This is a genomic window from Nocardia sp. NPDC056064 (assembly GCF_042266925.1).
Classification (GTDB): domain Bacteria; phylum Actinomycetota; class Actinomycetes; order Mycobacteriales; family Mycobacteriaceae; genus Nocardia.
Genome location: NZ_JBHJWO010000001.1, coordinates 848,297 through 867,344, shown reverse-complemented (window position 1 = coordinate 867,344; position 19,048 = coordinate 848,297). Strand labels below are relative to the sequence as shown.

At 70.8% G+C, this 19,048-nt stretch carries 19 protein-coding genes; 8 read left to right on the top strand and 11 right to left on the bottom strand.

All coding sequences use genetic code 11. The annotated features are described in order from the left end of the window. Positions 1 to 82 precede the first annotated feature (82 nt). Positions 83 to 1,159, top strand: a complete 1,077-nt coding sequence (locus ACFC06_RS03935; protein WP_375935195.1) for a metallophosphoesterase — start codon at positions 83 to 85, stop codon at positions 1,157 to 1,159. Between the two features lie 104 nt (positions 1,160 to 1,263). Further along, a complete protein-coding gene (locus ACFC06_RS03930) occupies positions 1,264 to 1,776 on the top strand; it encodes an OsmC family protein (RefSeq protein ID WP_375927591.1) in 513 nt (170 codons plus the stop codon). Here ACFC06_RS03930 and ACFC06_RS03925 read toward each other — a convergent pair. The 5 genes from ACFC06_RS03925 to ACFC06_RS03905 are packed head-to-tail and all read right to left on the bottom strand — an operon-like array spanning position 1,680 to position 6,878. Then, positions 1,680 to 2,636, bottom strand: coding sequence for an STM4011 family radical SAM protein (locus tag ACFC06_RS03925; RefSeq protein WP_375927589.1), 957 nt, complete (start codon positions 2,634 to 2,636; stop codon positions 1,680 to 1,682). The two genes, ACFC06_RS03930 and ACFC06_RS03925, sit on opposite strands and share 97 nt — an antisense overlap. Further along, positions 2,636 to 3,970, bottom strand: a complete 1,335-nt coding sequence (locus ACFC06_RS03920; RefSeq protein WP_375927587.1) for an STM4012 family radical SAM protein — start codon at positions 3,968 to 3,970, stop codon at positions 2,636 to 2,638. The genes ACFC06_RS03925 and ACFC06_RS03920 overlap by 1 nt, the downstream gene beginning before the upstream one ends. Beyond that, positions 3,967 to 4,803 (bottom strand): STM4013/SEN3800 family hydrolase, encoded by an 837-nt coding sequence (locus tag ACFC06_RS03915; protein ID WP_375927585.1) that lies wholly within the window; start codon positions 4,801 to 4,803, stop codon positions 3,967 to 3,969. Before ACFC06_RS03915 ends, ACFC06_RS03920 begins: the two co-directional genes overlap by 4 nt. Continuing rightward, positions 4,800 to 5,894: an STM4014 family protein gene (locus ACFC06_RS03910; protein ID WP_375927584.1), complete on the bottom strand. Its 1,095-nt coding sequence runs from the start codon at positions 5,892 to 5,894 to the stop codon at positions 4,800 to 4,802. The genes ACFC06_RS03915 and ACFC06_RS03910 overlap by 4 nt, the downstream gene beginning before the upstream one ends. A gap of 6 nt (positions 5,895 to 5,900) precedes the next feature. Continuing rightward, on the bottom strand, positions 5,901 to 6,878 hold the full coding sequence (locus ACFC06_RS03905) for an STM4015 family protein (protein WP_375927582.1): 978 nt from the start codon (positions 6,876 to 6,878) through the stop codon (positions 5,901 to 5,903). Between the two features lie 174 nt (positions 6,879 to 7,052). Here ACFC06_RS03905 and ACFC06_RS03900 point away from each other — a divergent pair, with 174 nt between their 5' ends. Both ACFC06_RS03900 and ACFC06_RS03895 read left to right on the top strand, forming a co-directional pair. Continuing rightward, the gene (locus ACFC06_RS03900) at positions 7,053 to 7,361 is read left to right on the top strand and encodes a hypothetical protein (RefSeq protein ID WP_375927580.1); all 309 of its coding nucleotides are present in this window, start codon (positions 7,053 to 7,055) and stop codon (positions 7,359 to 7,361) included. After that, positions 7,361 to 8,377 carry a DUF6745 domain-containing protein gene (locus ACFC06_RS03895; RefSeq protein ID WP_375927578.1) on the top strand — a complete coding sequence of 339 codons (1,017 nt, stop codon included), beginning with the start codon at positions 7,361 to 7,363 and terminating at the stop codon, positions 8,375 to 8,377. The genes ACFC06_RS03900 and ACFC06_RS03895 overlap by 1 nt, the downstream gene beginning before the upstream one ends. Positions 8,378 to 8,406: 29 nt before the next feature. Here the strand turns inward: ACFC06_RS03895 and ACFC06_RS03890 are convergent, their stop codons facing one another. Next, positions 8,407 to 9,252 (bottom strand): alpha/beta fold hydrolase, encoded by an 846-nt coding sequence (locus tag ACFC06_RS03890; protein ID WP_375927576.1) that lies wholly within the window; start codon positions 9,250 to 9,252, stop codon positions 8,407 to 8,409. A 56-nt stretch (positions 9,253 to 9,308) separates the two neighbouring features. On the opposite strand from ACFC06_RS03890, the gene ACFC06_RS03885 reads away from it, so the two are divergent. Beyond that, entirely contained in the window at positions 9,309 to 9,953 is a 645-nt protein-coding gene (locus tag ACFC06_RS03885) for a TetR/AcrR family transcriptional regulator (RefSeq protein WP_375927575.1), read from the top strand. Between the two features lie 63 nt (positions 9,954 to 10,016). Here the strand turns inward: ACFC06_RS03885 and ACFC06_RS03880 are convergent, their stop codons facing one another. Then, positions 10,017 to 10,976 (bottom strand): endonuclease/exonuclease/phosphatase family protein, encoded by a 960-nt coding sequence (locus ACFC06_RS03880; RefSeq protein WP_375927574.1) that lies wholly within the window; start codon positions 10,974 to 10,976, stop codon positions 10,017 to 10,019. A 165-nt stretch (positions 10,977 to 11,141) separates the two neighbouring features. On the opposite strand from ACFC06_RS03880, the gene ACFC06_RS03875 reads away from it, so the two are divergent. Both ACFC06_RS03875 and ACFC06_RS03870 read left to right on the top strand, forming a co-directional pair. Next, positions 11,142 to 12,503, top strand: coding sequence for a M20/M25/M40 family metallo-hydrolase (locus ACFC06_RS03875; RefSeq protein ID WP_375927572.1), 1,362 nt, complete (start codon positions 11,142 to 11,144; stop codon positions 12,501 to 12,503). 25 nt (positions 12,504 to 12,528) lie between these two features. Further along, positions 12,529 to 13,056, top strand: coding sequence for a YbhB/YbcL family Raf kinase inhibitor-like protein (locus ACFC06_RS03870; protein WP_375927570.1), 528 nt, complete (start codon positions 12,529 to 12,531; stop codon positions 13,054 to 13,056). 57 nt (positions 13,057 to 13,113) lie between these two features. On the opposite strand, the gene ACFC06_RS03865 is transcribed toward ACFC06_RS03870, so the two are convergent. From ACFC06_RS03865 to ACFC06_RS03855, 3 genes are all read right to left on the bottom strand, one after another. Then, positions 13,114 to 14,940 carry an AMP-dependent synthetase/ligase gene (locus tag ACFC06_RS03865; RefSeq protein ID WP_375927568.1) on the bottom strand — a complete coding sequence of 609 codons (1,827 nt, stop codon included), beginning with the start codon at positions 14,938 to 14,940 and terminating at the stop codon, positions 13,114 to 13,116. Between the two features lie 133 nt (positions 14,941 to 15,073). Then, positions 15,074 to 15,823 (bottom strand): GTP cyclohydrolase II, encoded by a 750-nt coding sequence (locus ACFC06_RS03860; protein ID WP_375927566.1) that lies wholly within the window; start codon positions 15,821 to 15,823, stop codon positions 15,074 to 15,076. Between the two features lie 95 nt (positions 15,824 to 15,918). Further along, the gene (locus tag ACFC06_RS03855; protein WP_375935193.1) at positions 15,919 to 17,403 is read right to left on the bottom strand and encodes a PfkB family carbohydrate kinase; all 1,485 of its coding nucleotides are present in this window, start codon (positions 17,401 to 17,403) and stop codon (positions 15,919 to 15,921) included. Positions 17,404 to 17,574: 171 nt separating this feature from the next. Between ACFC06_RS03855 and ACFC06_RS03850 the strand changes: the two genes are divergently transcribed. Continuing rightward, complete coding sequence (locus tag ACFC06_RS03850; RefSeq protein ID WP_375927564.1) at positions 17,575 to 17,967, top strand: hypothetical protein; 393 nt, start codon at positions 17,575 to 17,577, stop codon at positions 17,965 to 17,967. 1 nt (position 17,968) lies between these two features. Here the strand turns inward: ACFC06_RS03850 and ACFC06_RS03845 are convergent, their stop codons facing one another. Next, the gene (locus tag ACFC06_RS03845) at positions 17,969 to 19,048 is read right to left on the bottom strand and encodes a quinone-dependent dihydroorotate dehydrogenase (RefSeq protein WP_375927562.1); all 1,080 of its coding nucleotides are present in this window, start codon (positions 19,046 to 19,048) and stop codon (positions 17,969 to 17,971) included.

Sequence of the window (19,048 nt, the reverse complement as noted above, 5' to 3'; positions counted from 1 at the left end):
CTACCAGTCGCGCTGCGCCGCCGGGGACTGTGTGCTTGTATCAGGTCGGTTGTCCAACTGGCCCACGATCCAGAAGGTGAGCATGCACGAGCAGTCCCCGATCGGCGTCGGCCGTCGCGAGGTCCTGGCGGGCGCGGCCGGTGCCGTCGCCGGCCTGGGCCTGTTCGGCCTGACCCCCGCGGCCGCCGTCCCCGCCGAGGTTCCCAAGTTCGCCGCGCCCACCGGAGGCCGGGTCCGGGTCCTGGTCACCGGAGACGCGGGCACCGGCACCCGCACCCAGTGGGCGGTGGCCGACGCCGCCCGCGCCTTCCACGCCCGCGAACCGTTCTCGCTGGCCGTCGGCCTCGGCGACAACATCTACGAATCGGGTCCGGACGGCCCCGACGACATCCAGTTCGCCACCAAATTCGAAGACCCCAACACCGGCCTGGACTTCCCGTGGGCGATGGTGCTCGGCAACCACGACACCAGCGCCGTGTTCCCCGGCGACGGCGGCTGGCTGGCCCGCGGCAACCACGAGGTCGCCTATCACGCACGATCACCGCGCTGGTGGATGCCGAGCCGCTACTACTCGGTGCGGGTTCCCGAGCAGAACCCGGTGGTGGAGTTCTTCGTCCTCGACATCAACCCCCTGGCCGCCTACATCCCGCCACTGCTCGACCCGTACTGGTCGGTCGACGGCCCGTACATGAACGCCCAGCGCGCCTGGCTCGACGGCGCCCTGGCCGACTCCCCGGCGACGTGGAAGATCGCCTGCACCCACCAGCCCTATCTCAGCAACGGCCCGCACGGCGACGCGGGCAACTACGAGGGCCTGCCGATCGAACCCCTCAACGGCGTGCACGCCAAACGCTTCTTCGAAGACCATGTGCTGGGCAAGGTCTCGTTCCTGCTCTCCGGCCACGACCACACCCTCCAGGTCCTGGAACCGACCCCGGCCTCCAAGGGCACCCGCCAGATCGTCTCCGGCGCCGCGGCCAAGACCTCCGGCGGCCACGGCTCCGCGTCCGGACCCGCCCACCCCGCCCTGTTCGACACCCAGAGCGAGCTGGGCTTCATGGTCATGGACCTGACCCCGGACACCGTGGATCTCCGCGTGATCACCGTCGACCCGGCCACGGGCGCGGGCACCCAGGTGTTCGACCGACGCCTGGCCTGACCGCCAACCCCCGTCTCGGATGCTGTGCGATGGTCGTCGCGGGCGTTCGGGTCACGGCGAGCACAAGGGTGTCGGGGCCGGATCGGCGCCGATAGCGTCCGGGCATGACGAGTCAGCTGGAGAATCTGAACGCGATTTCCGAGGCGACCGCGCAGGCGGTCGCGACCGATCCGGCCAAGGCGCAGGTGGTGTTCCGGGCGTCGGGGACACCGGCGGGCACGGTGGGCACGGTGGTCACCGCGCGGTCGCACACCGTCCGGGTCGACGAGCCGCCGACCCTGGGCGGTGCCGACGCCGACGCCAATCCGGTGGAGGTGTACCTGGCGGCGCTGATCTCCTGCCAGGTGGTGACCTACCGCTTCTGGGCCCAGCGCCTGGGCGTGACGGTCGAGGATCTCGCGATCACCGCCGAGGGTGATCTGGATGTGCGCGGGTTCTTCGGCATCGACGACTCGGTGCGACCGGGTTTCCAGGCGGTGCGGGTGAGCGTGCGGATCACCGGCCCGGAGACCGCCGAACGCTACGCCGAACTGCAGCACGCGGTCGACGCGCACTGCCCGGTGCTGGACCTGTCGACCGGCGTCACGCCGGTGACCACGACACTCGAACTCGCTTGACCCTGGTGTCCGGGCGCCGCCCGCACCGGAATCCGTTCCAGCACACCACCGGCGAACACGTCGTAGAGCGGCAGGGTCTCGAGGTGGACGTAGCCGATGTGGCAGTCGCACACCGTCAGCGGGCAGGCGCGCGGTGTGAGGGCGGCACGGTAGGAGCCGTCGTAGAGATTGCCCAGCGGTGCCGGGACGAAGTGGCAGCGGCGGACGGTGCCCTCGCCGTCGACCGAGATCACCGAACTGCCGGTGCGGCACGGCAGCCCGGCCGAGCGATGCGGGTGGCGGCTGAACGGGAACAGTTCGTCGACGGCGGTCCAGTCGGCGGCCTGGTCGTCGGTGTAGGTGTGGCCCTCGGCCGCGTTCACCCAGAGGTAGACGTGCTCGGGCAGGTCGGCGCGCAGGCGGCGGGCGTGGTCGAGATGCTCGGGCAGCCCGACGATGCCGACGCTGAACCGGGTTCCGGCCGCCGCCAGGCGTTCGGCCTTGTCGAGAAACCGGCGGTACGGGGTCTGGCCGGGGTGGTAGGTGCACCACAGGGCCAGGGTGGCGGGGTCGGCCTCGGCGATCCAGTCGACGCGGCCGCTGAGATTGGTCTGGATGGCGACCCGGTCGATGTGCGGCTGATGGGAGAGTTCGACCAGCGCCCGCCGGTACCACGACCGCACCAGCCCTTCGCCCCACGGCGTGAACAGCACCGACAGCCGGTCGCCGGTCTGGGCGCGGGCCCACTCGGTGAAGCGGTGCAGGGCCGCGCGGTCGGCCCGGAGCTGTTCGGTGCTGTCGCGCCGTTTGGCGAACGGGCAGTAGGGGCAGTCGTAGTCGCAGGAGGCCAGCGGGCCGCGGTAGAGGATCGTCAGGTCCATCAGCGCAACTCGTAGGCGGCCATCGCGGCGCGCACGTCGGGGGAGAAGAAATCGGGGCCGATGGCATCGGAATAGGCCAGGCCCTCGGCCGACAGGCGCAGCAGGTCGGTGCCGGTGCCGGTCAACCAGCCGCGGTCGGCCAGGGTGTGCAGTTGGGGACCGAAGTCGTCCCACGGGTCGGTGCCGAAGCGGCGCTGGTAGTCGGCCACCGGCAGGCCCTCGGCCTGCAGGAGCGACTGGAGCAGATGACGGCGCGCGGCTTCGTCGGCGTCGATGGCCCGCCCATGCACGGCCGACCCGAAATCCGTGGTGGCGACGTAACTGTCGATGATGCCGCGGACCTCGCGCAGGTCGACGGCGTAGTCGAAGGAGTAGTGCAGCCGCGAGGTGTAGGAGCGGGCCCCACAGCCCAGGCCGATCATGCCGTCGGTCTGGCAGGCGTAGTCGTCGGGGCCCTGTGGAGGTGCGTCGCGGCGGCGGAACATCCGCATCGACACCTGCTCGTAGCCCGCGGCGAGCAGGTGGTCGCGGCCCTGCGCGTAGCGCGCGAGCCGCTCGCGGTCCCATTCCTGTTCGGCGACATCGGGATCGGCGTGCCGGGCCAGCCCGGTCAGCGGGCGGACGTAGAGCGGATAGAGGTAGATCTCCTCGGGCCGCCACGCCAGCGCCGCGTCCAGGGAGTACTGCCAGCTGGCCGCGGTCTGGCCGTCGATGCCGTAGATCAGGTCGATATTGAGCACCGGAATGCCCGCGTCGCGGATACGGCCCAGTGCCGCTTCGACCTCGGCGCGGCGCTGCGGCCGCACCGCCGCCCGCGCCTCCTCGTCGATGAAGCTCTGCACCCCGAGACTCAGCCGCGTCGCCCCGCGTTCGGCGAGCACGGAGAGCCGGTCGGCGGTGGAGGTCGACGGGGACGCCTCCACCGAGAGCGGGATCGCGCGCAGGTCGGCGCCCATGATCCCTTCGGCGATATCGCACAGCCGGGTCAGCTCGGCGGCGTCGAGAAAGGTCGGGGTGCCGCCGCCGAAGGCGGCATTGGCGAACCGTGGCCGCTCGGCGTCGCCCAGTGCCGCGCGCACGGCGCCGGCCTGCCGGGTCAGCGCGTCGAGATAGCGTCCGGTCAGGCCGTCGGGCGCGCCGACCCGGGTGAACAGATTGCAGAAGCCGCAGCGCACCTCGCAGAACGGGATGTGCAGATACAGCGACAGCGCCGACCGGGATTCACCCGCCCACACCTGCGACAGGGCGGGCCGGTCCGGCAGCGGCCGGTAGGCGGTCTTGTGCGGATAGGCGTAGACGTAGTTCTGGTACGGCCGGGGCAGGGTGTCGATCATGTGGTCGGCTCCAGGAAGAAGTGGCTGTAGGGCACCGTCCACACGCTCTCGTGGCCGAGCCGATGCCCGGTGTAGCCGTCCTCGCCATAGGTGGTGCCGTGGTCGGAACACACGATCGCGAAGCACCGGCGCCGCGAGCGCATCGCCGCGAACAGCCGCCCGATGTGGGCGTCGATGTATTCCAGTGCGGCGGCATGGGTTTCGCGGCTGTCCCCGGCATCGCGGGTGGCACCGGGCAGGTGGAACCAGTTCGGCTGATGCAGGGCCGAGGCATTGACGAACAGGAACACCCGCTGCTCGCCGGGCACCACGGCGAGCGCCTGTTCGGCCCGCGCCACCTGGGATTCGAACGAGGTGGGTGAGGCCACGGAGAACTCCGGTTCCCAATGACTCTCGGCGAACAGGCCCGGCAGCACACTGCCCAGCGCGCCCTGCTTGTTGAAGAAGCCGACCCCGCCGATGCACACCGTGTGATAGCCGCGGGCGGCCAGCGCCGTCACCAGATCGGGTTCGTCGAAGACGAAGGTGCCCTCCGCGGTCGTCTCACTACCGGCGAAGCGCGCGGCGAACAGGCGCGGATGCGGGCCGGGCGCCGCGGGCGTGGGCAGGAATCCGGCGAAGATGGCCTGATGCGAGGCGTAGGTGAAACTGCCGGGCGCGTGCCTGCGCTGCCAGCGTCCCCCGGGGAGATGGGCGGCCAGGTGGGGGAGGCGGCCCGTCGCCGCCAGTTCGACTGCCACGTCGTAGCGCAGGGTGTCGAGGGTGAGCAAGAGCAGGTCGTCGCGGCCGACGACCTCGGACATGTCCGGGTGGGGTAGGAGGGGTTCGGTCATGAGAGCAGTCCGATCGTGGCCGGTCGCGAGGTCGCGGTGCGGAAGTGGGGTGCGGCGGCCAGCTGTGCCGCGTAGGTGTCGAGGCCCTCGGCGGGTGTCGCGGGGAGACCGGTGAGACCGGGCAGCAGGTCGCCGAAGGCGTTGACCTCACCCACGGTGAACCGCCGCCAGCCGAGGCCGGGCAGCAGGTCGACACCGACGCACAGCGTGCCGGGGAAACAGGCGGCGGCGCGCTCACAGACGGCCAGCGCCGCCGCCCAGCGCTCACCCGCGGCGGCCCGCGCCGCGGCCAGTTCCCCGCGGGTGCCACCGAGATGCAGATTGGTCAGCGGGGCCCGGCTGGTGCGCACCACGACATGGGTGGCCCGGCCACCGATCACCACCACCCGCAGGTCGGCGGTGCGCCCGTCGAGCGCCGCCTTGGGAATCCAGCGCTCGATGTGCAGGCCGTCGGGTGCGAGCCGGTCCACGATCCCCGCGATCACGCGCTCGTCGCGATAGCGCCGGACCCGCAGCGAATTGTGCAGGGCGCCGTCCGCGCCGATCTCCACCGAAGTGGTCGCCTGCCAGCGACCGGAGGCCGTGGACTCGACGGCCAGCACCCCCGAGGCCGAGGAGCCATGGGCGAGCTTGACGAACACCCGCCGCATCCCGGCCTCGCGCAGTGCCGCTTTCACGTCGGACCAGCCCCGCACCGGACCGGTCGCCGGTGCGGGCGGGACCGGGACCCCGGCGGCCGCCAGCCGGGAGTGGCAGAGCCGCTTGTCGAACAGCACGGCCAGCTCGTCCGGGTCGTCGAGACGCACACCGCCGCGCAGCGAGCCGACGGCGGCGAGGAAGTTCGTGTACCAGCGTGCCGAACCCTCCACGCGGGTCGGCTCGTGCACACCACGCAGCCGCGCGTCCACCGCCGGGTTCTCACCCGGCGACTCGAGCCGGACGATCTCGTCGTCGGCGAACGTGTGGCCGCCCTCGGTGAGCACCCGCTGCCAGGTGACGATCCGGGGTGCGGGCTGCCCGGCGGCACGAGCCGCCGCGGCGAACAGCTCGACCCGCCGATTCTCGGCATTGCCGACCACCACCCAACGCACCGGAACTCACTCGGCGACGGAGACGTAACGCCAGACGTTGTCGCCGTCCTCGTAGCTGTAGGCGTCGGCGGCGTCGAGATCCACGCTGACACCGGCGAGGGTGGCGGTGAGCCGGGCGCCGATCTCGGCGCTCACATAGTTGTGGCGCAGGTCCAGCGACTTCAGGTGATCGAGTGGCTGCCCGCCGAGCAGGGCGACGATGCCGTCGTCGGTGAGCACACCCATCGACAGGTCCAGCTCGTCGAGCCGGGCCACCACCGGAGCCGAGGCCACCGCAGTGCAGATCGCGTCCTGGATCTCGCTGTTGCGCAAAGCCAGCCGGGTGAGCCGCGGCAGCCGGTCACCCGCCAGGATCGGGGCCAGATCGTCGAGATCGCTGTCGCCGCCGTAATCGGAGGTACCCAGCCACAATTCGAGATCGACCAGGGCGGGCAGCTCACAGCCCGCCACCCCGCGCACGGCCTCGGCGGGCAGCCCGCCGGCCTGGACGACGAGCCGGCGCAGATTCTCGTGGCGCACGGCGGAGAAATCGAGATTCTGCCCGCCGCGCACACCGAACTCCTCCAGTGCCGGAAACGCTTCCAGCAGCGTGCTCACCCGGCCCTGGTTGATCCAGGAGATCTCGCATTCCTCGGAGTGTATGTCACCGACGAACACCGCTCGCAAGCTGGTGAACCGGGCCTTCGCGGCCACGATCGCCGCGAAGATCTCGTCGGGACCGCTGTCGTAGGCCTCCGGCCAGCAGCCGATGACCAGCGCCCGGACCCGGCCGGGATCGACGGTCTCGAGGAACCGGTCGAACGCCTCGGTCCAGGTCTCCTCGGGCTCGTCGCAGCTCACCGTGATGCGCCACGCCACCTCGTCGGCCGCGGGCAGCTCGCGCATCGCCGCGGCGCGGTCGGCCTCGTCGGTTTCCTCGTCCAGCACGGGGAAAGGATGGGTGGGCAGGCCGCCCCATGCGTCGAGATGTATTCCTGTGTTCATGAATTCCCGCCCCTTGTCGACGTGCCGCCCCGGTGGTGACAGCAGCGTTTCTATCAAGGGGCACCGACAGCTTCCGCGCCCGGGCCGGGTTGTCGGTGGCCGTCGCTACGGTCGAGCGCACGACAGGCCCACGAGGGCCGCGACGGGGAGGACGACATGTACTGACAGGGTGATGTGCTGATCGTGCCGCTGGCCGAGGACGCGGTGCCCGCCGCCGCGCACACGGCGCGCGGCGAATCACGCGACAGCAGAGGACGACTGGTGCTGGCACTGGGTGAGGTGACCGGGCACGCGCACGCGATTCCCGGCCCGGGCACCCTGATCCGGGAGGCGAGCGTGTTCGGCCCGCTGCTGCTGCATCTGCCGACGGGCGGGCGGGTCGTCCACGAGGAACACGCGCCGATCGCCTTGCCGAAGGGGTGGTTCCGGGTGATCCGGCAACGCGAGTACGTGCCCGGTTCGGTGCGGGTGGTGGCGGACTGATGAGCACGACGACGAACTCACGCGACTGGCGCGCGGTGGCCGCCGCGACCGGTGCCGGTGACCGGGCCGCCGCGGAGGCGGGTGTGCGGCTGGCCTACACCCGCGCCGGACTGGCCGAACCGGACCGGATCCTGTGGGCCGCTTCGCCGCCCGCGGCGGTGCGCCTGCTGTCGGAGGGGCAGGCGACCGGCCCGTCCGTCCGCGACGCGATACGCAACGGTCCCTGGTCGGCCGAGCGGGCGCGGCTGCACGCCGAGCTGGGCGCCGAGGGCTACGGCGCGCACTGGCGTGCGACCGGCGCGGACCTGTGGGAGTCCACCAACGCCGTGGTCGAACGTCTACGGACCGGGGTGATCGAAGCGGTCGCCGACGGAGATCCCCGCCGGGAGCAGCAGGTCCGGCTCCTGCTGCTCGACGCCGTGCTCGGTCAACACGACGCCGCCTGGCTCAGCGCCTACGACACCCGGCCCGGCAACCCGCTCGACGGCCTGGCCGCCGTGGCGACACAGGCGGGCTGGTGGTGGCCCTACGAGAAGGTCGCCGTGCTCACCGAGCGTCCACTCGAACTGCACCGCGACGAAGCCGGCCGCCTCGACAACGGCGACGGTCCGGCCCTCGCCTACGCCGACGGCTTCGCCCTGCACGCCTGGCGCGGCATGCCGGTCACCGCCGCGTTCCTCGACAGCCTGCGCACCCTGACCCCGCAGCGCATCCGGGACGAGGAGAACGCCGAACTGCGCCGGGTGATGCTCGAGTACTACGGCTACGACCGGTATCTCACCGAATCGGACGCGCGTCCGGTGCATCGCGACGAGACCGGTGTCCTGTGGCGGATCGCGCTCGTGGGTGACGAGGACGTGGTGATGGTCGAAGTCGTCAACTCCACCCCGGAACCGGACGGCACCCACCGCACCTATTGGCTGCGCGTCCCGCCGGCCACCCGCACCGCCCGCGAGGGCGTCGCCTGGACTTTCGGGCTCGGGGCGGAGGTCTACGAACCACTCCAGCAGACCTGATCTGCGGTGAGACCGCGTGTACGGCAACGCTATCGGCGCGCGCCGGTGGTGGTGAGGAATTCGGTGACGGCCGCGGCGACGGCTCGCGGCCGGTCCAGCATGGACAGGACGTAGGCGTCGTCGATCTCGACCAGCCGGGCGTGGGGGAGCAGGGCCGCCAGCCGGCGGCCGTGCTCGCGGGGCATGACCTTGCCCGCGCTGGACCAGAGGACGAGCGCCTCGCCGGAGAAGTTCCGGAGGGCTTCGGTGTCGGCGACGAGGTCGGCCTTGTGACGGCTCGAGCGCATGTAGGCGAGCACATCGGCGCGGATGGCCGGCTGACGCAGGCCGGGCTCGGTCCAGCCGTGGACGAGGTCGTCGGGGATCGGGTACTTGGCCATCCAGCCGAACAGCGGGGGCGTCCGGCGCAGCCACGGCACCCGCAGCTGGCGCAGGGCCAGGCTCACACCGCCGGGCAGGTACGCGGCCAGGGTCGCCGACTTGCCCGGCAGGCCGGGCGGGAAGTTGCCGAACGCCTCGCACGGGAACACGACGATCCGGCCGACGCGCTCGTCGAGGCCGTACGCGGTGAGGAACAGCGCCCCACCCCAGTCGGAATGCACGAGGGTGACCTCGCGCAGGTCCAGGGCGGCGAGGAAATCGGCGATCAGGTGGTTGAGGCCGCGCAGGCTCAGATCGGTGCCGGGCCTCATCGGTTCGGGATGCGCGCCGAGAGGCAGATCGGGCAGCACGTATCGGAACCCGGCGGGCAGCAGGTCGATCACCGCGTCCCACACCGTGTGGTTCATCAGCAGTCCGTGCAGCAGGACCACCGGCGGGCCCTCGCCCTGTTCGCGGTAGTGGATCCGGCCTGCGGGGATGTCGACGGTCGGCACGGTGCCCTCCTCGGAGTAGAGCGTTCGCTCTAGTGCGGATGCTCTAGTCTGGAACGGTGAGCGAGCGGATGTCAACGACCACGCGGGAACGGCTGGTCGTCGCGGTGAGCGAACTGCTGCGTGTGCACGGCTACAGCGCGATCACCGTCAAACAGATCACCGCGGCGGCACAGGCTCCGATGGGTTCGCTGTATCACCACTTCCCGCACGGCAAGGTGCAGATCGCCGCCGAAGCGCTGCGCACCTCGGGCGCCGCCTACATCCAGCTGCTGCCCCTGCTGATGGACCCGCACGAGGATCTGCGCGTCGCGGTGCCCGCCGCCTTCACCGAGGCCGCGCGCACGCTCGAGGAATCCGGCTGGATGAACATGTGCCCGGTCGGCACGGTGGCCGGGGAGATCGCCGACAGCGAACCGCTCCTGCGCGAGGCGGCCGCCGAGGTGATGCGGGACTGGATCGAGAAGGGCACGGCCTATTTCCACGCCCGCGGACTGCCGGGCCCGGCGGCCCGCGACCTGATCGTGGCGATCCTGACCACACTGGAAGGGGCGTTCATCCTCGGCCGCACGCTGCGATCCACCGAACCCCTCCACGCGGCGGGCCGGGCGATGGCCGCCCGCATCGAGGCGGTGGTGAGCGAAGCGTCCACCCGAGGTGCGACGGTGACGACACGTGTCGACAGCGTGCCACCTGTTTCGTAACGACATCCGAGTACCCGGATCGCTCACGACGTCGCGTGTCAGCGGACGGACGTGCGCCGGTTACTACGGTTCTCGATGCAGCACGATGCGCGCGACCAGCGCCCGGTGATCGGCCCCCGGCAGATCCACCGTCTCGACCCCGGTCGCGTGCGCCCCGTCGAGAAGCACGTGATCGATACCGACCACCGGTGGAAAGCGCTTGTCGGTCGGATAGGTGACCAGCCTGCCCGCACCCGCCTGCGCCCCGGCATCGGCATACCGCCCGGCCGTCATCGCCCGGAACCGGGTGTGATCGTGGGTGGCGTTGAAATCACCGCCGACCACCACCGGACGCCGGGTCGGCGCGTGTTCGATGATCGCCGTCAGCCGCGTCAGCTCGTCGGCCCAGACACCGGTGTCGTAGATCGGCGGCACCGGATGGATCGCGTAGACCGAGACCGGCCCCACCTCGGGCACCGCCGCGGTCGCCGAGATCTGGTTCAGCACGAACCCGTCGTATTCGACCGTCTCCGACAGTGGATAGCGGCTCCAGATCCCGGTCCCACTCGCGGTCTGCCCCGGCGCGAGATAGCGGTGCGGCAGCAGTTCGTCGAGCCCGGCCCGGCCGAGCGCGTCCACCGCCGGGCGGGTCAGTTCGTTGACGGTGAGCAGCGCGACGTCCCGCGCCCGTACCTGCTCGACCAGCGCGGACGGGTCGGCGCCGTCGAAGAGCAGATTGGCCTGCATCGCCGTGATCGCGACCCCGGCACCGTCCGCGCCGTCGGCGATGTACAGGGGCGCCTGCGTCGCGAAACCGATCACCGCCACCAGCGCGGCCGCGCCGGTCGCGACCCACTGCCGCGTCACCGCGAATCCGGCCGTTCCGAGCACCGCGCCGCACATCAGATACGGCGCGGCGGACGCGGCCAGCACCAGCGGCTCCACCGCCCAGCCGACGAAATGCAGCGCGACCCCGGCCGCGCCGGCCAGCGTCGCGGCTCCCGCCAGCAGAGTGGCTCCGATCCGGACACCGCGCGATCTCACCGTGTCAGCCAACCACGCACGCCGCACGCGCGGCGAATTCGGTGGCCCGACCGGGGAATTGCGCTCACCGCGAGTCGTAGTCGCGCGGTGCGGCGAGCAGCGGCGAATCGGTGCGAGTCCGGGGAGGTGGCGCGGGGTGGGGCCGGACAGTGGTAGGAAAGGGACGTGTCGGCATCTGGCGAGAATTCTGGTTCGAACGGTCGGTCCCGCGCGGTGGACGAGGTGGTGGAGCTGGTCAGCACGCTGATCCGGTTCGACACCTCCAACACCGGCGAGCTCGCCACCACCAAGGGCGAGCGCGAATGCGCCGAATGGGTGGCCCAGCAGCTACAGGACGTCGGCTACGAGACCGAATACGTCGAATCGGGCGCACCGGGGCGCGGCAATGTGTTCGCGCGGCTGAAGGGCGCGGATTCGAGCCGTGGCGCGCTGATGATCCACGGGCACCTGGACGTGGTGCCCGCCGAGGCCGCGGACTGGAGTGTGCACCCGTTCTCGGGCGCGGTCCGCGACGGATACGTGTGGGGCCGCGGCGCGATCGACATGAAGGACATGGTCGGGATGACCCTGGCCCTGGCCCGCCAGTTCAAGGCCGAGGGCACCGTGCCCCCGCGCGACCTGGTGTTCGCGTTCCTGGCCGACGAGGAGAACGGCGGCCGGTGGGGCTCGCAGTGGCTGGTCGACAACCGGCCCGACCTGTTCGACGGCATCACCGAGGCGGTCGGTGAGGTCGGCGGGTTCTCGCTGACCGTGCCCCGCCCCGACGGCACCGAACGCAGGCTCTACCTGGTGGAGACCGCGGAGAAGGGCCTGGGCTGGATGCGGTTGCGCGCCAAGGCCCGCGCCGGTCACGGCTCGTTCCTGCACGAGGACAACGCGGTCACCATCCTGGCCGAAGCGGTCGCCCGGCTGGGCAAACACACCTTCCCGCTGGTGCTCTCGGACTCGGTGGCCGAATTCCTCGCCGCGGTGAGCGAGGAGTCCGGGCTCGAATTCGACCCGCACAGCCCCGACATCGAGGGCCAGCTCGCCAAGCTCGGCACCATCTCGCGCATCATCGGCGCCACCCTGCGCGACACCGCCAACCCGACCATGCTGTCGGCGGGCTACAAGGCCAATGTGATCCCGCAGACCGCCGAGGCTGTGGTGGACTGCCGGGTGGTGCCCGGCAGGCAGGCCGCCTTCGAACGCGAGGTCGACGAACTGATCGGCCCCGACGTGGAGCGCGAGTGGATCACCAAACTCGACTCCTACGAGACCACCTTCGACGGTCACCTCGTCGACGCCATGAACGACGCCGTCCTCGCCAACGACCCGCAGGGCCGCACCGTGCCCTACATGCTCTCCGGCGGCACCGACGCGAAAGCCTTCGCGCGACTGGGCATCCGCTGCTTCGGTTTCGCGCCGTTGCAGCTGCCGCCGGACCTGGACTTCACCGCCCTGTTCCACGGGGTGGACGAGCGGGTGCCGGTGCACTCACTGGAATTCGGCACCCGGGTACTGGAACATTTCCTTCTGCACAGCTGATCGACCACCACTCCGAGAGGTCTCCATGAGCTACAACCCCTATGACGCACTGCCGCAGGTGCCCTCCTTCACCGTCACCTCCGCCGACATCACCGACGGGCAGCCACTGGCCAACGACCAGGTGTCGGGCGTGTTCGGATCGGGCGGCAAGGACATCTCGCCGCAGCTGAGCTGGTCCGGATTCCCCGAGGGCACGCAGAGTTTCGCGGTGACCGTCTTCGATCCCGACGCGCCCACCGCCTCCGGCTTCTGGCACTGGGCCGTGGCGAACATCCCGGCCTCGGTGACCTCGCTGGACAGCGGCGCGGGCAGCGAGGGCGGCACGCTGCCCGCCGGCACGGTGACCCTGCGCAACGACGGCGGGTTCCCCGGATTCGTCGGCGCCTCGCCGCCCAAGGGCCACGGACCGCACCGCTACTACGTGGTGGTGCACGCGGTCGACGTGCCCGAACTCGAGGTCGGGCCGGACGCCGCGCCCGCGTTCCTCGGCTTCAACCTGTTCTTCCACACCCTCGGCAGGGCCACCCTGATCGGCACCTACGAAGAGCGCTGAACCACAACGACAGTGGCCCCGGACGGTACTTCGTCCGGGGCCACTGTCGACGGTCGGTTACTTCACGTTGACGACGTGCTCCGGCGGCGTCGCCGCGTAGAGCGCCTCGATCGTCTCGGCGTACTTGTTCGCGATCGGCGTGCGCTTGAGCGACATCTTCGGGGTGAGCTCGTCGCCACCGGGCTCCCACAGCGTCTCCACCACGACGAAGCGCTTGATCTGCTCCACCCGCGACAGCTTGCGGTTACCCGCGAGCACGGCCTCGCGCACCTCGTCGACGATCTCCTTGCGCCGGGCCAGCTCGGCGTGGGTGGCGTCGGTGGCGCCGAACTCCTTGGCGCGCAACGCGGCGACATCGGGGTCGAGCATGATCAGCGCGGTGATGTAGGGCTTGGCCTCACCGATGGCGACGGCCTGACCGATCATCGACGAGGCCGCCTTCATTGCGTTCTCGATATTGGACGGGGCGATGTTCTTGCCCGCCTCGCTGATGATGAGCTCCTTCTTGCGGTCCACGATGCGCAGGTAGCCGTCGGCGTCGAGGGTGCCGATGTCACCGGTGTGCAGCCAGCCCGCGTCGTCGATGGCCTCGGCGGTCTTGTCGGGCATGTTGCGGTAGCCCGGGGTGACGATTGGACCGCGCAGCAGCACCTCACCGTCGGAGTCCAGCCGCAGCTCGCAGCCCTCCATCACCCGGCCGACCGAACCGGGCCGCGGCTTGTCGATCTCGGTGTAGGTGCCCACACCGGTGGTCTCCGACATGCCCCACACCTCGCTGACGGCGAACCCGAGGCCGAGGAAGTACTCCAGGGTCTCCGGCGGCACCGGCGCCGCACCCGAGGCGGCCACCTTCAGTTCGGCGAAGCCCAGCGCCTCGCGCAGCTTCGACAGCACCAGCGTGTCGGCGATCTTGTGCTGCACACCCAGCAGCACCGAGCCGCCCTCGCCGGACAGCTTGGCCTTGGCCTGCGCGACACCCACGCCGATCGACCAGTTGGCCAGCGCCTTCTTCACCGGGCTCGGCTCCACGGCGAGCTTGTTCTCGATACCGGCCTTGATCTTCTGCCACACCCGGGGCACACCGAAGAACACCGTGGGACGGGCGTCGGGCAGCGCGGCGGCGATCTCGCGCGGGTCGGGCACCGTGGTGATCTGGATGCCGGTGAGCAGGCTCATCGCGTGCGCGGAGATGCGGTCGGCGACGTGCGCGGCGGGCAGGTAGGACACCGCGCGGTCGTCGAAACCGACCGGCAGCGGGCCCGAGACCAGGCCGACGACCTGGGCGATCACATTGGTCTGGGTGAGCTCGACACCCTTGGACGGGCCGGTGGTGCCGGAGGTGTAGATCAGCGTCGCCAGGTCACCCGGCTGCACGGCCTGCCAGGCGGCGTCGAAGTCGAAATCGGCGGCCGGGTCGGCCTCGAGCTCGGCGAGGGTGATGGTGCCCGCGGCGGTGCCGTCGACGAGCACGGTGTGCTCGATCTCGCCGCCGGCCTCCCGGATGACGTCCAGGAACGCCTGCTCGGTGACGACCACCTTGTTGCCCGCGTTGGCGAACACGTGCGCGATCTGCTCGGCGGAGCTGGTGTTGTACACCGAGAACGGGGTGGCGCCCAGGTGCAGGGCGGCGGTGTCGATGAGGTTGAACTCGGGGCGATTGGTGAGCATGATCCCGACCGCGTCCCCGTGTCCCACACCGAGTTTCGCCAGGCCCGCCGCGAGCGCGCGCACGCGGGTGGCGTACTCCGCCCAGGTGATCTCCTGGGTGCCCCCGACCGTGCGCAGTGCGATCTGGTCGGGCCGCAACGCGGCGGTCTGCTGGAAGGCGGCGGGCACGGTGTGCACCGTGACGCCGGAAGCGTGCGCGAAACCGATGTCTGTCATATCCCTGTTCCCGAATAGGCCGTGCCGGATACCGAGCCAATGCGAGTGGAACTGTCTCATCGTCTCGAGCGATGGGCGTCAGCAGTGGCGCGGCTCACTCATCGTAACCGGACATACGGGATTGTGGCGTGGGTTACCCACGACCGCCGGGACGGAAACCTCGCAGCCACCGCGCCCACCACGGGCGCCCGGGCACCGCCGCGACCTCGGCCGACGCCGAATACTGCGGCGCCCACGGCGCGAAATCGCGGGGGATCATGTGCTTGCGGTGCCGGATCTTGGCGTCCAGATACCGGCGGCCGCGGTCGGTGCGCAACTGGATGGCCAGGGGGATCACCTCGACGGCGATCCCCGCCTCGGCCAGCGCGCGCAGCTTCTCCGGATTGTTGGTGAGCAGCCGCACCTGATGGATGCCCAGATCGAGCAGCGCCTTGGCCACGTGCTCGTAGCGGCGGGCATCGGGGTCCAGGCCGAGCCGCTCGTAGCTGGCGAAGGTGTCGATGCCGTACTGCTCGCTGGCGCGATAGCCGATCGCCTTCCACAGCAGGCCCGCGCCGCGGCCCTCCTGCTCGAGGTAGACCAGCACACCGCCGCCCTCGGCCTGGATGCGGTCCATCGACAGCGCCAGCTCCGGGCCGCAGTCGCAGTCGTCGGAGCCGAGCGCGTCACCGTAGAGGCAACGCGAGTGCACCCGCACCAGCGGCCGCTCGCCGAGCTCACCGAACACGAGCAGATGGCCGCCGTCGGTGTCGCTGTCGAGCGCGTGTACCCGCACCCGCAGCTGGGTGCCGTTGCGGCTGAACAGGTGATCCGGCCGCAGATCCTCAACGCCGCGTCCCGGCACCGCATCCGGTGTGTGCGGGACGGACTCGATGATCGTCAAGCGCTCCTCCGAGGGCTGTTCCGGCACCGGGCGGCGCGTGGACAGTAGGGGCAAGGCAACGGCGCGACTCTACTCCCGGAGTGTCGCCGGACAGGTCAACCGGGTGTCACGTCCGGGTGAACGGCGCCCGCGTACACGTGCACGACCCGATCCACCTCGGCGACGTCGGGAAACACCGTCGAGACCACCCCGAGCTTCTGTGTCGGCAACATGGCCGCGGTACACCACACGTAGTCCGGAATCGTCAGCGCGCCACCGGAGCCCACCACCCGCGCGGCCAGTGCGGCGGCGAAGGCGGCGGCCGCGCCGACGGCGGCCTTGAGCACCTGGGGGAAGTGGTCGACGACGATGTCGTCGTCCTCGGAATAGACCGTGCAGGCGAAACCGTCCACCGCGCAGACCACCGACACGCCGAGACCGCGCAGCCTGCGGGCGGTGTCGGCGGGGGAGGCGGTGTGCACCTCGGGCAGCAGCGCGTCGAGCTCGGTGCTCGATCCGACGAGATGATCCACCACGTCGAGATACATGTAGAGGCTCTGCGGTGCGGCCAGACTCGGTGTCGCGCAGACGATCACGTGGGGACGCTCGGGCAGCGCGCGCAGCTGTGCGAGCAGGTGCTCGAGGATCGGGGCGGGCTGTTCGAAGGTGAGCACGACCACCGACGACGCGGCCAGTGTCGCGCGCACCGACTCGGTGTCGAGGTCCTCGGTGCTCAGCTGCACGTGCGGGTCCCGGCAGCCGATCAGCCTGACCTCGCCGCTCGGGGTCATGATCACGGCGGTGACCAGCGTCGCGGCGTTCGGCACCACCTTGACCAGCGCCTCGCCGATGCGGTGCCGGGCGAGCAGGTCGCGGATCTGCTGACCGTTGTCGTCGGCGCCGATGGCGGCCAGCAGCCGCACATCGAGCCCGAGCCGCGCCGCGGCCACCGCCCGGTTGAGGCCCTTGCCGCCGGGCGCCCCGGCGAAGGTGCCGCCGACGGGGGAGTTCTCGCCGGGGAAGGTGTCCACGCGATAGAGATGGTCGATCACCGCGTCACCGACGACGGTGACCACCTCGGCCGACAGCGGCGGCGGCGCGGCGGATCCGGTGGCGGGTTCGGGTGCCGTTCCCGTGGTGAGCAGCGCGGCCAGCGCGGTGAGTGCCTCGCGTTCGGCGCTGGATCGCAGGCGTTTGACGGTGGGCGCGTCGGGAATCGTCGTCGCGCCGAGCGCGGTGTGCAGCTGGTTCCACTGCTGTGCCAGGTGGATTCGGCGGGCGCCGAGATTGACCGCGTAGAGCGCGGCCGGGTCGACGCCCGCGATCGCCGGGTCCCGGAGCAGTCCGAGGACCAGCGTCGCGTCGGCGATGAGCAGCTGGCTCGGCGGCAATTGCCGGGCGGCTTCCCGCAGCACCGGCAGCACGGCGTCCTCCGGGGCGATCCCGGCGTGCTGCGCGTAGCGCGTGACCACCGGCAGCTCGAGAATCGGCGCGGCCCCGATCTCGGTGTGCCGCAACCGATCCGCGCTGACACCGGAGAATTTGCCCAGGCGCGCGAGAATGGCGCGCACCACGTCCGTGCGGGGGTCCTGCGGAACCATCGGCACGCGACCGGCCTCCCAGAGTCGACACGAAAGTTGTTTAGCGACCCGCTGTTCGGGCAATTACCAACTTACAACGGCAATTGACCGCAGTGAAGGGCAAATGCCACACTGGAAGTGGGCATTCACCCGGGAGCCACCGCTCCCCTCAGGGAAAATCGGAGGTGTCCGATGACCATCCACCTCACCCCGAACGACATGCGCAGCACCCGCAGCCCCGAATACGCCGAACGCGTGGGCGCCGGACCGGAGGTCTGGGTCCTCAGCTGGCTGCCCGAGCGCGCGCTCACCCGCGAACAGGCTTTCGCGGGAATGCAGCTCGACGAACTGCTCAGCGACGTGGACGCCACCCACGACCGCATGGCGCACGCGCAGATCAACGCCTACGCCGACACGCTCGGCATCGTGTGGGAACAGGCCATCATCCGGCTCTACAAGCGGATGCTCGAACGCTTCGACGGCGACCCGGCGGCACTGGCCGCGCAGACGGCACCGGCGGGCCCGCGCACCGCGCCCGAGCTGTTCGGGCACGGTAACGCGACCCGCCGGGTCTACTTCGGATAACTCAGGCCGAGTGCGCGCGGTGCTCCGCGCCGACCGCCTCGGCCAGCGACCGGAATCCGCCCGCCCGCAGGTTCGCCGCGATGCCACGGTGGATGCGGGTGGTCCAGAACAGGCCGCCGTAGATGAAGCCCGTGTAGCCCTGCAGCAGCGTGGCACCGGCGAGAATGCGCTCCCACGCCTGCTCGGCGGTCTCGATGCCACCGACGGAGATCAGCACCACCTTGTCACCGACGCGCGCGTACAGGCGGCGCAGCACCTCGAGCGAGCGATCGGCCACCGGCGCGCCGGACAGCCCACCGGCGCCCATGGCCTCGACCTCGGCGGCCGGGGTGCGCAGACCGTCGCGGCGGATCGTGGTGTTGGTGGCGACGATGCCGGCCAGACCGAGCTCGACGGCCAGATCGGCGACGGCGTCGACATCCTCGTCGGACAGGTCGGGGGCGATCTTCACCAGCACCGGCACCGACACACAATCGAGCACCGCCTGCAGGATCGGGCGCAGCGATTCGACCGCCTGCAGATCACGCAGACCCGGCGTGTTGGGGGAGGACACATTGACCACGACGAAGTCGGCCAGCGGGCCGAGCAGCCGCGCGCTGGTGGCGTAGTCGGCCGCGGCGGCCTCGGGCTCGACCACCTTGGTCTTGCCGATATTGGCCCCGATCGGGACCGTCGGACGCGCGCCGTGCAGCCGGGCGGCGGCCGCGGCGGCACCGTGGTTGTTGAAGCCCATGCGGTTGATCAGGCCGTGGTCGGCGGGGAGCCGGAACAGGCGCGGGGCCGGGTTACCCGGCTGCGCGTGCGCGGTGACGGTGCCGATCTCGGCGAAACCGAAGCCCAGCGAACCCCAGGTGTTCGCGCCGTCGGCGTTCTTGTCGAACCCGGCGGCCAGGCCCAGCGGGGCGGCGAAGTCGACGCCGAAGGCGGTGGTCGCCAGGATCGGATCCTCGACGACAGTCAGCTTGCGGACCAGCCACCGGGTGGGCGGGAACCAGGTCGCGAACCGCAGGGTCGCGAACACCAGGTGGTGCACCCGCTCCGGCGGGATCAGGAACATCAGGCGTAACAACAGGGCGTACAT

Coding starts and splice junctions, on each gene's coding strand:
- ACFC06_RS03925 (WP_375927589.1), bottom strand. CDS start 2,636: ATGGACCTGACGATCCTCTACCGCGGCCCGCTGGCCTCCTGCGACTAC.
- ACFC06_RS03845 (WP_375927562.1), bottom strand. CDS start 19,048: ATGTACGCCCTGTTGTTACGCCTGATGTTCCTGATCCCGCCGGAGCGG.
- ACFC06_RS03865 (WP_375927568.1), bottom strand. CDS start 14,940: ATGACAGACATCGGTTTCGCGCACGCTTCCGGCGTCACGGTGCACACC.
- ACFC06_RS03855 (WP_375935193.1), bottom strand. CDS start 17,403: ATGGTTCCGCAGGACCCCCGCACGGACGTGGTGCGCGCCATTCTCGCG.
- ACFC06_RS03850 (WP_375927564.1), top strand. CDS start 17,575: ATGACCATCCACCTCACCCCGAACGACATGCGCAGCACCCGCAGCCCC.
- ACFC06_RS03915 (WP_375927585.1), bottom strand. CDS start 4,803: ATGACCGAACCCCTCCTACCCCACCCGGACATGTCCGAGGTCGTCGGC.
- ACFC06_RS03895 (WP_375927578.1), top strand. CDS start 7,361: ATGAGCACGACGACGAACTCACGCGACTGGCGCGCGGTGGCCGCCGCG.
- ACFC06_RS03930 (WP_375927591.1), top strand. CDS start 1,264: ATGACGAGTCAGCTGGAGAATCTGAACGCGATTTCCGAGGCGACCGCG.
- ACFC06_RS03870 (WP_375927570.1), top strand. CDS start 12,529: ATGAGCTACAACCCCTATGACGCACTGCCGCAGGTGCCCTCCTTCACC.
- ACFC06_RS03935 (WP_375935195.1), top strand. CDS start 83: ATGCACGAGCAGTCCCCGATCGGCGTCGGCCGTCGCGAGGTCCTGGCG.
- ACFC06_RS03905 (WP_375927582.1), bottom strand. CDS start 6,878: ATGAACACAGGAATACATCTCGACGCATGGGGCGGCCTGCCCACCCAT.
- ACFC06_RS03920 (WP_375927587.1), bottom strand. CDS start 3,970: ATGATCGACACCCTGCCCCGGCCGTACCAGAACTACGTCTACGCCTAT.